Source organism: Balneolaceae bacterium (assembly GCA_034521495.1).
Classification (GTDB): domain Bacteria; phylum Bacteroidota; class Rhodothermia; order Balneolales; family Balneolaceae; genus Rhodohalobacter.
Window position 1 is genome coordinate 220385 of sequence record JAXHMK010000021.1, and the last position, 14440, is coordinate 234824.

12 protein-coding genes are annotated in these 14440 nt (G+C 42.6%); 9 read left to right on the top strand and 3 right to left on the bottom strand.

The genetic code is table 11. The features are described 5' to 3' along the window. Window positions 1-68 precede the first annotated feature (68 nt). The 3 genes from U5K72_19190 (at window position 69) to U5K72_19200 (ending at window position 5094) form a co-directional block, all read left to right on the top strand. On the top strand, window positions 69-2480 hold the full coding sequence (locus U5K72_19190) for a thiamine pyrophosphate-dependent enzyme (protein ID MDZ7720953.1): 2412 nt from the start codon (window positions 69-71) through the stop codon (window positions 2478-2480). Window positions 2481-2621: 141 nt separating this feature from the next. Next, window positions 2622-3935: a cytochrome ubiquinol oxidase subunit I gene (locus U5K72_19195; GenBank protein MDZ7720954.1), complete on the top strand. Its 1314-nt coding sequence runs from the start codon at window positions 2622-2624 to the stop codon at window positions 3933-3935. A gap of 157 nt (window positions 3936-4092) precedes the next feature. Next, a complete protein-coding gene (locus tag U5K72_19200) occupies window positions 4093-5094 on the top strand; it encodes a cytochrome d ubiquinol oxidase subunit II (protein ID MDZ7720955.1) in 1002 nt (333 codons plus the stop codon). Window positions 5095-5250: 156 nt separating this feature from the next. Here U5K72_19200 and cyoE read toward each other — a convergent pair whose 3' ends face one another. Continuing rightward, window positions 5251-6156, bottom strand: coding sequence for a heme o synthase (cyoE, locus tag U5K72_19205; GenBank protein MDZ7720956.1), 906 nt, complete (start codon window positions 6154-6156; stop codon window positions 5251-5253). 139 nt (window positions 6157-6295) lie between these two features. Beyond that, window positions 6296-6664, bottom strand: a complete 369-nt coding sequence (locus tag U5K72_19210) for a four helix bundle protein (GenBank protein MDZ7720957.1) — start codon at window positions 6662-6664, stop codon at window positions 6296-6298. 129 nt (window positions 6665-6793) lie between these two features. Between U5K72_19210 and U5K72_19215 the strand changes: the two genes are divergently transcribed. Next, window positions 6794-7708 (top strand): COX15/CtaA family protein, encoded by a 915-nt coding sequence (locus U5K72_19215; protein ID MDZ7720958.1) that lies wholly within the window; start codon window positions 6794-6796, stop codon window positions 7706-7708. 148 nt (window positions 7709-7856) lie between these two features. Here the strand turns inward: U5K72_19215 and U5K72_19220 are convergent, their stop codons facing one another. Continuing rightward, window positions 7857-8192 carry a MerR family transcriptional regulator gene (locus U5K72_19220; protein MDZ7720959.1) on the bottom strand — a complete coding sequence of 112 codons (336 nt, stop codon included), beginning with the start codon at window positions 8190-8192 and terminating at the stop codon, window positions 7857-7859. Window positions 8193-8309: 117 nt separating this feature from the next. On the opposite strand from U5K72_19220, the gene U5K72_19225 reads away from it, so the two are divergent. The 5 genes from U5K72_19225 (at window position 8310) to U5K72_19245 (ending at window position 13872) form a co-directional block, all read left to right on the top strand. Next, complete coding sequence (locus U5K72_19225; GenBank protein ID MDZ7720960.1) at window positions 8310-9236, top strand: glycosyltransferase family 2 protein; 927 nt, start codon at window positions 8310-8312, stop codon at window positions 9234-9236. Further along, on the top strand, window positions 9233-10057 hold the full coding sequence (locus U5K72_19230) for a class I SAM-dependent methyltransferase (protein ID MDZ7720961.1): 825 nt from the start codon (window positions 9233-9235) through the stop codon (window positions 10055-10057). Before U5K72_19225 ends, U5K72_19230 begins: the two co-directional genes overlap by 4 nt. Before the next feature lie 280 nt (window positions 10058-10337). Beyond that, on the top strand, window positions 10338-11108 hold the full coding sequence (locus U5K72_19235) for a glucose 1-dehydrogenase (protein ID MDZ7720962.1): 771 nt from the start codon (window positions 10338-10340) through the stop codon (window positions 11106-11108). A gap of 3 nt (window positions 11109-11111) precedes the next feature. Continuing rightward, a complete protein-coding gene (locus U5K72_19240; GenBank protein ID MDZ7720963.1) occupies window positions 11112-11999 on the top strand; it encodes an SMP-30/gluconolactonase/LRE family protein in 888 nt (295 codons plus the stop codon). 151 nt (window positions 12000-12150) lie between these two features. Continuing rightward, on the top strand, window positions 12151-13872 hold the full coding sequence (locus U5K72_19245) for an IlvD/Edd family dehydratase (protein ID MDZ7720964.1): 1722 nt from the start codon (window positions 12151-12153) through the stop codon (window positions 13870-13872). Window positions 13873-14440: the final 568 nt, after the last annotated feature.

Sequence of the window (14440 nt, forward strand, 5' to 3'; positions counted from 1 at the left end):
CTCTTATTATACTTTAGCTTATCGAAAACCAGTACAGGACTTCATTTACTGCTTTAAAAAACTCAAGCATGGCGAATAAGGAAGCGACTGAAATAAAATATTCTGCTCAGCAGGTTCAGGAAATACTTAAAGACTATAAGTTAGTCCGAACCAGTCGTGAGATGTCGTTATTGGGCCGTAAAGAGGTACTTACGGGTAAAGCTAAATTTGGTATTTTTGGGGACGGAAAAGAACTTCCGCAAATTGTAATGGCAAAGTTTTTCAAGAACGGAGATTTTCGTTCTGGCTATTACCGCGATCAAACGTTTATGATGGCTATTGGCCAGCTAACCATACGCGAATTTTTTTCTCAACTCTATGCACATCCCGATCCTGAAGCTGATCCGAATTCGGCCGGCCGGCAGATGAATTCTCATTTTGCAACACGACTTATCAATGAGGATGGAACCTGGAGATCTCAGACTGATATGAAAAACTCATCAGCTGATCTGTCTCCCACAGCTGCTCAAATGGCACGAACATTAGGGCTGGCCCAGGCCTCTAAAGTGTATCGGCATAGTGAGGAACTACTCGATTGGAACCAATTTTCAGTAAACGGAAATGAGATAGCATGGGGCACAATTGGAGACGCGAGCACCTCCGAAGGACTTTTTTGGGAAACCATGAATGCCGCCGGTGTTTTGCAAGTGCCCATGGTTATGTCCGTTTGGGATGATGGTTATGGTATCTCGGTTTCCAAGAAATATCAAACCATAAAAGAAAGTATTTCAAAAGCGTTGCGCGGGTTCAAACGAACTCAAAAAGAGCCGGGTATTGAAATTTTTACCGTTAATGCGTGGGACTATGAAGAGTTACTTACGGTCTATAATGAGGCGGCGGAAGTAGCCAGAGAAGAACACGTGCCTGTGTTGATTCATGTTGAAGAGGTTACCCAGCCCCAGGGTCATTCCACATCAGGTTCGCATGAGCGATATAAAAGCAGTGAACGTCTTGAGTGGGAAGAGGAATACTGCTGCATTAACAAGTTTAAAGAGTGGATTATAAAAGAAGATATTGCCACCGAGGAGGAACTTGAAGAGCTGGATAAAGAGGCCAGGGATGAAGTTCAAAGAGAGCATAAGAAGGCTTGGAATGCTTTCCAGGATCCCATTCTTGAGGAAAAAAATGAAGCTTTAAAACTACTCGACCAGGCAATTCAAGAGTATCCCGATCGGAATAAATTAAAATCATATCGATCACTTCTGAACCGCAAAAAGAAACCTTACCGGCGGGATGTACTGTCTGTGGTCCGTCGAATTTTACTCGAACTGAGAGAAGAAGATTCTGAGATAAAAAACAAGTTAGCAAACTGGCTTGACGAGCAGCAGCAACTCAACGCCGATCGTTATCACTCCCACCTTTATAGTGAAACAAAATACTCTCCGCTGCATGTTGAAGAAGTTAAACCGATATACAGTTCCAACTCAAGGAAAGTAGATGGACGAATTGTGCTTCGGGATAATTTTGATAAGATCTTTGAGAAGTACCCGAATTCGATGATTTTTGGCGAAGATGTGGGAAAACTCGGAGATGTTAATCTCGGCCTTGAAGGGATGCAGGAGAAATATGGTAAAATTAGAGTGAGCGATACCGGAATTCGTGAAGCTACAATTTTAGGACAAGGAATCGGGTTGTCGCTAAGGGGGTTACGCCCCATTGCTGAAATTCAATATCTGGATTATATATTGTACTGCTTACAAGGATTGGTAGATGATGTTTCATCCCTTCGATACCGCACAAAAGGAGGTCAGGCGTATCCGCTGATTGTGAGAACTCGGGGCCATCGCCTCGAAGGGATTTGGCATTCAGGTTCTCCTATGGGAATGATTATTAATGCCATTCGGGGTATGCATGTTTGTGTACCGAGAAATCTGACCGATGCAGCGGGTTTTTATAATACGCTTATGCAGGGAGACGATCCGGCGCTTGTCATTGAACCATTGAATGGATACAGGCTGAAAGAGAAAATTCCATCAAACCTCGGAGAGTTTACAGTGCCACTTGGCATTCCTGAAATGATTCAGGAGGGGACAGATATCACACTCGTTTCCTATGGATCTACTTGCAACATTGTTGAGAGCATATTACCGAATCTGCAAGAGCTGAATATTTCTGCTGAGTTGATTGATGCCCGAACACTATTACCATTTGACCGAAATCAAATCATCCTTGATTCCCTCAAAAAAACAAATCGGATACTGTTTATTGATGAGGATGTACCCGGCGGTGCTACAGCATTTATGATGCAAAAAGTAATTGAAGAACACGGGGGTTACTATTATCTGGATAGTCCTGCAAAATGTCTCACTGCAACATCGCACAGAGCGGCTTTTGCATCCGATGGAGATTATTTTTCCAAACCCAATGAAGAGGATATTATTGAGAAAATATACGGGATGATGCATGAAGCTAACCCAACAAAATATCCGGCGATTCTATAACGATTTTTGAGAAAATTTTTGAAGGATTTTTAGGTACTGCGTGTAATTTTTTAGTACCCAACTCAAGAGGAAATATTTTCACACCACGTTCATTTTCAATTTTTAACTATTGGTGAACATTCTATGAAACTCTCCTGATTTATGGAAGATCTGCTTGCAGCCCGATTACAGATGGCTTTATCGCTTGGCTTCCACATAATTTTTGCCTGCATTGGGATGGCAATGCCGTTTTTAATGGCTATAGCAGAATACAAGTGGATTAAAACTGGAGAACAGGTGTACCTGGACCTGGCAAAAGCATGGTCGAAAGGAGTTGCTATATTCTTTGCTACCGGAGCTGTATCAGGTACGGCTCTTTCGTTTGAATTGGGACTTCTCTGGCCAACTTTTATGGAACACGCAGGCCCGATTTTTGGAATGCCATTCTCTTGGGAGGGAACTGCCTTTTTTGTTGAAGCTATTGCCCTGGGATTGTTTCTTTACGGATGGGATAAACTGAAGCCGTGGACACATTGGACAACAGGAATCATTGTGGGCATCTCTGGAGTGGCTTCAGGCATTTTTGTAGTGGCTGCCAATGCATGGATGAATAGTCCCGCCGGATTTGACTGGGTGAACGGACAGGCGATTAATATTGATCCCGTTGCCGCCATGTTTAACGATGCCTGGCTCTCGCAGGCTCTCCATATGACTATAGCTGCTTTTGTAGCCACTGGTTTTGCCGTTGCGGGTTTGCATGCACTTCTTCTGTTGAAAGACGGAAAAAATAAATTTCATCAAAAAGCACTTAAAATTGCTCTTGCAATCGGTGCCGTAGCGGCCATACTTCAGCCAATTAGTGGTGATTTTTCTGCCAAGGATGTAGCTGATCGTCAACCGGCAAAACTTGCTGCTATGGAGGGGCAGTTTGAAACAATGAAACCGGCTCCTCTCAGTATTGGTGGAATACCGAATGAAAAAACGCGGGAGATGGAGTATGCTATTGAAATCCCGGGATTACTCAGTTTTCTGGCTCACGGAGATTTTAATGCAGAAGTGATTGGCCTCGATCAATTTCCTGAGAATGAGTGGCCTCCGGTTTTGATTACACATATTGCATTTCAGGTCATGGTGGCATCTGGTATTGTAATGATGTTCGTAGGGCTGATCTACTTGTACATTTACTGGCGGAGAAAAGATTTATTGCGTTCCAGGTGGTTCTTATGGTTGGTTGGAATCTGTACTCCGCTCGGATTTATAGCGGTTGAAGCCGGATGGACTGTAACGGAAGTGGGCCGTCAGCCCTGGATTATTTACGGAATTATGAAAACAGAGGAGGCTGTCTCGTCAATGCCGGGGCTCCAGTATCCGTTCTTTATATTTACGGGAGTTTATCTGTTGCTTACGTTTATTGTAACTTGGCTGATGTACAGGCAAATCATAACCCTGGCCGATCGCTATGAAACTGCAAAATGAGTACGCCGGGCAGCTTGTCCGGCCAGGGTCGTTAAAGAAGCGAAGAATGATATGGTGGCAAGCAGGCCATCAGAAAGAAACCTCGATTAAAAAATAAAGTTCAAAAACGTTTAGAAGTAACGGGCAAGCTGCCCGTTGTACTATTACAATTATGTTAATGGAAGTCATCATATTTTTCCTTGGGTTGTCGATGGTGTTCTATGTTCTGTTTGGCGGGGCAGACTTTGGTGCCGGTGTGCTTGAATTGATCTCCGGAAATATGAATCGAAAGTCAATAGCACACGCTATCGGTCCGGTTTGGGAGGCAAACCACGTATGGCTTATACTTGTGGTGGTAATTTTGTTTATGGGATTTCCAAGAATCTATTCAACACTGACATTGTACTTGCACATACCACTACTCATTATGCTGATCGGGATTATATTCAGGGGTACTGCATTTGCATATATGCACTATGATGCTATTCAGGGGCGAAGTAACGAAGTCTATAATTGGGCGTTCAAAATTTCCAGCATTGTTACACCACTTTTTTTAGGGATTGTAGTTGGAGCTGCCATACTTGGACAGATGAATCCGGATGCTCCAACTTTTTATGAGGGATTTATCGCTCCGTGGTTGAACCTGTTTTCGTTTTCAGTCGGTATTTTTACAGTAATCCTTTTTACATTTTTGGCTGATATATATATGATAGGGGAGACGAATGATGATTCTGAATTCAGGGCTTTTACCTCTTCAGCCAGGAATTTGAATGTAATATCAGTTGCTTCAGGAATTTTTGTTTTTACCTCTGCAGAGTTTAACGGCCTGCCGCTCTTTTCTATGTATTTAAATTCCTGGTTTGCTCTTTCAATGGTAATGTTTGCCACGCTCTTGATTCCAATTTTATGGTGGAGCCTGCAAAAAGAGAAAGTTCTAATATCAAGGACATTGGCGGCGGGACAAGTAATTGCTGTAATGTTAGCCTGGTTCTGGGTACAGATGCCTGTTGTAATTCGGCAATCAGGAGCTGAAGATCTCACCTTTTATAACTCCGTAGCCCCCGATGCTACATTATGGCAACTATTTTGGGCATTGGCAGTAGGTTCATGCATTATTCTGCCTTTTCTTTATTATTTGATGAAGGTGTTCAAAGGGAGCCAGTTTACCAAAGAGAATTAAAACAGATCTCTCATTATTGCTTATAGAAGGCTTTGCAAAACCGTGGTTATCGGTCAATCTGAACTCGATTCAGATTCTCCGTTCGTCTTTATAGCCAGTATCTGGAGATCCTGAATCAAGTTCAGGATGACGGTCAAAGTTTTGCAAAGCCTTCTTCTAAAGAATCATCCAGTCAGCAAAAATAAATATCCAGATGAGTGGCAGATAAACAAACGAAGCAAACATCAGCGCTTTTGCGGTGTCTTTATCACGTGAGATTGTAAAGCGTATACCATACCAAAGATAGCCGAGTGTAGTGAGGAGCGAACCGCCGAGGTATAACCAGTTCACCAAATCCATCACATAGAGCTTATACACAGTTGGTATAAGTATAAGAAGAGGTATGATAATCCAAAGAGACGCTTTCCATCCGTATGGATCGTTCTTGGGAAGCATCTTAAACCCGGCGTGTTCGTAATCCTCTTTGCAAACCCAGGCTATAGCCATGACATGCGGAATTTGCCAGCAGTAGATTACACCGAAGAGAATCCACATTCCGTGCTCAAAAACGGTTCCTGTGGCAGCGGCCCAGCCGCCAACTACCGGTAATGCACCGGGAATGGCACCCACAAATACATTCAAAGCAGATATTCGTTTCAAAGGAGTGTAAGCGTACAGGTAGATGATAGTAGTAGCAAGGGAGACCAGTCCGGCAACGATATTGACCATCAGGAGCAAATAAGCCAGTCCACCGATAATAAGACTCATCGAAAAGATTAAGCTCTGTTTAGGCGAAATACGATAAGCGGGGAGAGGACGCTGACTGGTTCGGCGCATAATACTATCCAGATCGCGTTCCATAAACATGTTGTGTGCGGCGGTACCGGCAGCAATTAAATAGGTGCCAAAGATGGCGTGAATCATTGTAACAAAATTCACGGCTCCGGCTGATCCCATCAAAAACCCAATCAACATGCTCGAAACAACTGTGAAAGTTATACCGGGCTTTGTGAGTTCATAATAATCACTCACTGTTCCCAGGAACTCTTTGAGGGTAATATTTTTAGTTAAACTATTATTCATCAAATGGTGTTTAAATCGGCTCTGAAAATAACCATTTTGGAATTGAGATGTTAGATCAAGTTTCAGGATACAGGAAACAGGCTGCAAGTACAGTTGTTTTATGTAATTTGAATCGATGTATTAAAAAGGATAGATATTATTATTCGATATGTTGATTTTCAACACCTTGAATGAATCTATACATTATTTTTCCAATAATATTTAATTTTTCTGAGAGGCTCTTAAAAAGTTTCTGATTCTGGAGTGAACCTGTTTCATAAAGTGTTTCCAAATGGTCTCTTGTTTCATCAACTGAAGAATGAGCATAAATCAAAAAACGCAAATAATCGTTTTTAAATCTTCTTCTACCATATCCTTCAACAATATTTGATCGAATTGATTTTGAAGATCTGCGAATTTGACTCCCTGTTTCATAAAGTTCGTATCGTGGTAATTCCATCGACATTCGATGGATCTCGATTGAAATTTCACGTGCTAATTGCCAAATTTTAAGTTTTTTGTAACTCATAAAATGATGTTTTTATATGTATGAACTCGAAAATCCAAAAGCCTTACAAAACATTTTTTATTACTTTCCTCTGTATTAGTTTTCAAAATCTTCATCCTGTAACTTGCATCCTGAGACCTGTACCCTGAAATGAACTTGTATCAAAAGACAGCTATTACAACGGTGATCGCCACCATTTTATTGATTCTCGTTGGTGGATTGGTCCGTGCTGCCGGCGCTGGTTTAGGATGCCCGGATTGGCCGCAGTGTTTTGGAATGTGGATTCCGCCGACCTCCGCAGCAGAACTCCCGGCCGGATATGATGCTTCGCTCTTTAATCCGTTTCATACATGGCTGGAATATGTAAACCGGTTGATTGGAGTTCTGATTGGTTTGTTGATTACAGCCACGTTCATCATCTCGTTCAAATACAGAAAAAAAGACCCGGTAATAACAGTAGCTTCAGGTATCGCATTTGTTTTGGTTCTGTTCCAGGGATGGTTGGGCGGTCAGGTGGTGCGATCAGGACTGCATGCTGGAATGATTACGATCCACATGGTGGTTGCCATGCTCATTTTGTCAACACTTTTGTACGCTTCTTTTCGTGCGATGAATGAGCGTTTGCAAATTGAAATCCCAAAAAACGTAAAGAAGAATTTGCTTTGGCTGGGCGGCGGTATATTCCTGCTCACAATGGTTCAGATGGTTCTCGGTACACAAGTTCGCGAATCCGTCGATTTTGCCAAGAATGTACTGGAGTTACCGCGCGAATCCTGGATTGATTCCTCCGGATTGATTTATGCTGTACACAGAAGTTTTTCATGGTTGGTCGTGATCCTTGCAATAGGACTTCTATACTACAATCGAAAAAAAGAGGTACCGAACCGATTACAAACAACGGGCTGGATCATTGCCGCTTTAATTCTCTTTCAGATATTGTTGGGAGTGGGAATGGAACGGCTGGGAATGCCGGGGGTTTTTCAGGTTTTGCATTTGGTAAGCGTTTCAATTCTTATTTGTGCAGAGCTTCTCTTTATGCTGATGACGAGGTTTGCGAAAGGTTGATTCATCTTTTTAGAGGAAAGTGGGTAAATTCATTTCGGCTGTCGAGTTCACCTCGGCGAATTTGCGGACTGATCTGATTATATTCGGAAGGTGAAAAAACAATCACCAGCCGAAAGAAACAATTAGCAGGTGAGCATTGGAGGTGGCTCTATAGCTTCTCCTTCAACTTCTCCAGAAAAACTCTCACTTCATTCAGGTCTTTCTTAGCTTCGGCAGGGAGTTCAGTGCTTTTTTTAGGAGTAGTTCCGTCTGAGTTTTCCTCTTCAAGCTTTTTTTGAGCCCCGGCGGTACTGTATTTTTTATTTTGGATGAGATCTTTGAGTTTTAAAATCAGCGTAATATCCTGCTCGCGGTAGGTTCGGTTGCCGGCTTTATTCTTTCGTGGAGACAGATCTTTGAAGATGGTTTCCCAGTATCTCAGAACATGAGGTTCCACCGATGTAATTTCACTCACCTCTCCAATTGAATAATACAGTTTCTTCATGGCATCGAAATCTATTATTTTCAGGTTTAGAATTTAACCTTCAGTCATTTAGGATTTTAACAATCAGCTTTTATTGGTATTTAATGTATGAATAAAAACACGAAAAATTCTAATTCAGTGGATATCAGTGTCGTGATTCCTCTTTACAATGAAGAGCAGTCACTGGCTGAACTGACAGATAAAATAACTGAAGCAATAGAAAACTATTCGTTTGAAATTATTTTTGTGGATGATGGCTCCACAGATACTTCGTGGAAGGTGATTTCTGAGCTAAATCAAAAATCTTCTTGTGTAAAAGGAGTCCGGTTTCGCCGAAATTACGGAAAGAGCGATGCGCTCCAGGCCGGATTTGCCGAAGCCAACGGGAGATATATTGTAACAATGGACGCCGATCTTCAGGATGATCCTAATGAAATCCCCGCTCTTATTGAGATGTTGAAAGATGAATACGATTTAGTGAGCGGTTGGAAGAAAAACCGTCACGACCCGATCACCAAAACCATACCCTCTCGATTTTTTAATGCTGTAACACGATTTACAACTGGTATTCGACTCCATGATTTTAATTGTGGTTTAAAAGCGTATCGCAAAGAGGTTACAGACAGTATTTATCTTTATGGAGAGATGCATCGCTATGTACCGCTGTTGGCCAAATGGAAGGGATTTAATCGTATTGGTGAGAAAGTGGTAAAGCATCATCCAAGAAAATACGGCAGAACTAAATTTGGGATTTCGCGTTTTTTGAACGGCTTTTTGGATCTTCTGACTCTTCTCTTTGTGAACCGGTACATGCGGCAGCCGATGCACTTTTTCGGTTCCATGGGAGTGTTATTTTTAATTATTGGAGTGGGAATCAGCGGCTGGCTGGCTTACCTGAAACTATTTTTTGGAGAACCGCTGAGTAATCGTCCGCTGCTGTTTCTTGGGATTCTGTTAATTCTGTTGGGTGTGCAATTTTTCTCAATCGGGTTCCTGGGTGAAATCTACAACCAAGGCCAGATAAAGTATGAAAAACCGGGCATTGCCGAGAAAAAAGGACTATGAGCAAAATAGCCTACGACCCGGTAAAAGATCGCTTTGCCGGGATTATTCAAAATTCGAGATGGCTCAGAAGAATCTTTTACTTTTTACTTGATCTGTTTTTTCTGAGAAGTTGGCATATCCGGCGCATGTTAAGAAAGAAAGGAAAAGAGTTAGATCAAAAAGGAGAATGGACATTGCTGGATGCCGGCTGTGGTTTTGGTCAATATGACCGGTTCATCCTCTCGCAATTTAAAAATGTGAAGGTCCATTCTGTTGATGTAAAAGAGGACTATTTAGAGGATAACAGACACTATTTTCAGGAAGATATCAAGAGAGAAAAAATTCAATTTTATAAAGCCGATCTTCTTGAATTTTCATCTGAAACAGAATTCGATTTCATTATCTGTATCGATGTGTTAGAGCATATCGAGGATGATGTTAAAGTGATGAGAAATCTCCAAAAAAGCCTGAAGAACGGCGGATTTTTTTTGATGCATTCGCCATCGCATTATTCCGAAGAGGATGCTGATGAAGACGATTCGTTTGTAGGCGAACATGCTCGTGCGGGGTATTCCAAAGAAGAAATTACTTCAAAACTAAATCTGGCCGGGTTTGATTCCGTGAAGCCGCACTATACATATGGATTCTGGGGGCACAAAGCCTGGGTTCTCTCTGTGAAATGGCCGATGATCTGGTTCAATAAAATAAAACTGTTTGCCGTCATACCCTTGTTGATTTATTACCCAATTGTAATGCCGTTTTGCTTGCTGATGAACTTCGCCGATCTCTTCACTAAAAATGAGAAAGGGAATGGAATTTTTGCTTTGGCAAGGAAGGTTTAGCTGTGTACATTTCTATTAAACACGGCGGCGTTCGGCGTGGAGGAAAGGAAGCGGAGCTTCGGTCTGGGTGTTCCGAAGGAAGACCTTCGGAACAAGTAAAGAAATCTCCCCTTGAGGGGAGTCCCGACTTCAGTCGCGGAGGGGTGTTCTCAAAGCGAACTTATCCGATTCCAATTCCTGATACTTTTAAGAAATCTTTGTAAAGTTATTTTTAATTAAATAACGTGCTTTGAAGAAGTTGATCTCTTATATCCATAATTAAAAACTGACTTATAGATTCATGTCATTCACAAACAAGACTGTAGTTATCACCGGCGGAGCAAAAGGAATCGGTGCCGGGTGCGCATCTGTATTTTATCGGGAAGGAGCCAATGTAGCAATCTTGGATGTTGACGATAAAACCGGTTCAAAATTTGTGGATGAACTGGGCGAGCGAGCATTGTTTGTAAAATGCAATATCTCAAAAGAAAATGAGGTTCAGGATGCAGTCGAGAAAATTGATGGTCATTTTGGATCTATTGATTACCTCGTCAATAATGCCGGAATTCTGAAATATTATTCTGTTACTAATACCTCGGAAGAAGACTGGGATGCGGTGATGAATGTAAATCTGAAAGGCGCCTTTCTCTGTGCCAAACATTGCATTCCTTACATGCAAAAAAATAATGGTGGAGTTGTTGTCAATATGTCGAGCGTGCAGGCATTTGTGGCGCAGGAAAATGTAGCGGCATATATCACTACAAAGTCGGCATTGGTTGGTCTAACAAGAAGTATTGCAGTGGATTATGCTCCAAACATCCGCAGCGTGGCGATCTGTCCGGGTGGAGTAGATACCCCCATGAACAGGAAAGCATTTCAAGAATCACCTGATCCGGAAATTGTTCGAAAAGAGACCGAAAATTTACATCTAAACGGTCGAATGGCAACCGAGGAGGAGATTGGTGAATTGGTTGCATTTGTCTGCAGCGAAAAGGGATCGTTCATCAACGGGCAGCCCATTCGCATAGATGGCGGACTTGGAATAAAAGTAGGCGGAAGTAAAAAAGAGTAGAGAATGTCTTCAGTTATTCATGCAAATTTGGAATATCAAACGGATGCTCATTTGGGTGAGGGTCCGGTTTGGGATGAGATCAATCAAAAACTTTGGTGGGTGGATATTCTATCCTGCAAGCTAAATTGTTATGATCCTACATCAAAAGAAAATCAATGGTTTGATGTAGGCGAGCAGATTGGAGCGGCAGCTTTACGAAAAGACGGTGGACTTCTATTAGCTCTGCAGTCAGGATTGGCTTATTTTGATATTGAATCCGAAATCGTCACACCGATAGACAATAATTTTACACTGGGTGAAGGCACACGATCCAACGATGGAAAATGCGACCCGGCCGGACGTTTTTGGTTCGAGTCACTTGATTATAATTTAGAGAATGGATCAGGAAATCTTTTTTGTGTGGATTCCGAATTGAAAGTTGAAAAAAAGTTAGATCAACTGACCATTCCAAACGGTATGGCCTGGAATAGTAGCTGTGATACATTCTATTTTATTGATACGATTGCGCGGGAGCTGTATTCATTTCAATATCAAAAAGATACCGGTGAAATTTCGGATCGGTCTGTGATTTACGAGTTTGATGAAGAGCTTGGTTACCCCGATGGCATGACCATTGATTCTGACGATAAATTATGGATTGCACTCTATGCCGGAGGGAAAGTGATTCAAATTAACCCGAAAAATGGGCATATTGAGTTCGAGGTTCGGTTACCGGTTCCAAAACCTACTTCTTGCACATTTGGCGGTGAGGATTTGAAAACTCTTTTTATCACAACATGCCGGGAACACATGGATGATGCAGAAATTGAAAAAGCGCCGCTATCGGGGTCGCTTTTTAGTGTTGATCTGCCATTTAGCGGCCGACTGGTAGATCGGTTTGAAACAACCTGACAGAGTCTGAAACGAAGTGGAAGTCCTGTCAGAGTTGTGTAGGTGGATTCGTTGTTCGCAACTCTGCCAGGAACCCAAAAAGCGGGTACTCTGACAGGTTGCTATAGATCAATTAATTTTAAAATGAGAAAAACGACAAAAAACTAAGATAATGAGCAAAAAGAAAGAAGATCTCAGAAGCAGAGACTGGTTTGGTAAAACAGGAAAGGACGGGTTTATCTATAGAAGCTGGATGAAAAACCAGGGATTTCCGTCAGATGAATTTGAGGGGAAACCGGTTATCGGTATCTGTAATACCTGGTCGGAATTGACCCCTTGTAACGCTCACATGAGAGAATTAGCAGAATCAGTAAAACGAGGAGTATGGGAAGCCGGCGGATTTCCGCTGGAGTTTCCGGTGATGTCTCTCGGCGAAACGTTGATTCGTCCCACGGCTATGCTCTATCGAAACCTGGCCAGTATGGATGTAGAGGAATCGATACGTGCCAATCCTGTTGATGCGGTAGTGCTGTTGTGCGGCTGTGATAAAACAACACCCTCGCTGGTTATGGGTGCGTGCAGTGTGGACATCCCGACTATTGTGGTTTCCGGCGGACCGATGCTTACCGGGTATTTCAAGGGAAAAAAGATTGGTACAACCGATGTCTGGAGATTTGCGGAAGATCACAAAACCGGGAAAATAAGTGATGAGGAACTTCTTGAGGCCGAAGGGGCGATGTGCCGAAGCCAGGGGCATTGCGCGGTGATGGGTACAGCCTCAACAATGGCATCGATGGTAGAGTCGCTTGGATTAAGCCTGCCTGGAAATGCGGCCATTCCTGCAGCTGATTCCCGCCGGAAAGTACTGTCTCATAAGAGTGGCCGCCGAATTGTTGATATGGTCAATGAGGATCTCAAACCATCAGATATTTTAACCCGGGAAGCATTTTTGAATGCTATCAAAATCAATGCCGCGATTGGAGGCTCAACTAACTTCATTGTTCACCTGATGGCAATTGCCAGGCGAATGGAGGTGGATCTGAAGCTGGATGATTTTGACGAATATGGCAGCGAAATTCCATTGCTGGTGAACCTGATGCCATCGGGTGATCATTTTATGGAGGATTTTTACTACGCCGGCGGACTCCCTGTTGTAATCAAAGAGATGAGTAAACATTTGGATTCTGATGTGATGACAGCTAACGGAAAAAGTCTCATCGAAAACAATAAAAATGCCGAATGTTATAATCGGGATGTAATTGCTTCCGTTGATGAACCATTTCAGGAAAACAGTGGAACTACGGTGGTGAGAGGAAATCTCTGTCCGGAAGGAGCGGTAATCAAAACGTCGGCGGCTTCTCCTGAACTGTTGCAGCACAGAGGCCGTGCTGTGGTATTTGAAAGTATTGAAGATTACAAAGCACGTGTTGATGATCCGGATTTGGATATCGATGAATCCTGTATCATGGTCCTGAAATATGTGGGACCGAAAGGATATCCCGGTATGCCGGAGGTTGGAAATATGGGACTTCCCAAGAAAATCCTGGAGAAAGGAATCAAAGATATGGTTCGGATTTCTGATGGACGAATGAGCGGTACGGCGTACGGAACGGCTTTTCTGCATGTTTCTCCCGAATCGTACACGGGAAGCGTTTTGGCTCTTGTTGAAAATGGAGATATGATTGAAGTGGATGTTAAGAATCGACGACTGCACCTGGATGTTTCCGATGAAGAGCTCGAACGGCGCCGTGAAAACTGGACACCACCGCCGCATGATTATGACCGTGGATACGTAAATCTGTATATCGAACATGTGAACCAAGCCCACCTTGGCGCCGATCTTGATTTTCTGGTTGGTAAATCGGGGAGTGAGGTGAAACGGGAGTCTCATTAAGAAGCAGTTTCATAGTCGCAATAAAAGTGGGTAAAAATGGGAAGGCATTAAAATTCCAAAACACAAAATCAATGTCAGGTTTTATAGTTTGATGGAAATAAACTTTAAAACGGATAGGTTTTGAATGGTTTCGAGGCATCTGCAATCATCGAGTTGGGGTATCGTCCCTGACGGGACTTTGGATGGATTCGGGTTGACATTTAACCCCGGTTGAAACCGAGGGCTACTACCTGTCGTCCCGCATGGCGGGACTTGTGTTGGAAGAATGGCTCATGATTTACTCCTTTTATTGGAGATTACTGTAATTCTTCTACATTGTTCGAGCTGCTCCCGAAGCTGTTGATTCTATTCATTTCATACTTTATGCATGCATGGATCTAACTTACGTTATTTGATGTAGTCTTCTAAATGAATGCTCAACCGACATAATTAAGTATGAGTTGATCAAATACCGGTTCAAGCAAAATTCCAAATCCCGCCATGCGGGATGAAAGCAAGTAGGCCCCAACTTCAGTTGGGGTTGAACGCGATACCACCTATTAAAAAAGTCCCGTCAGGGACGGCACCC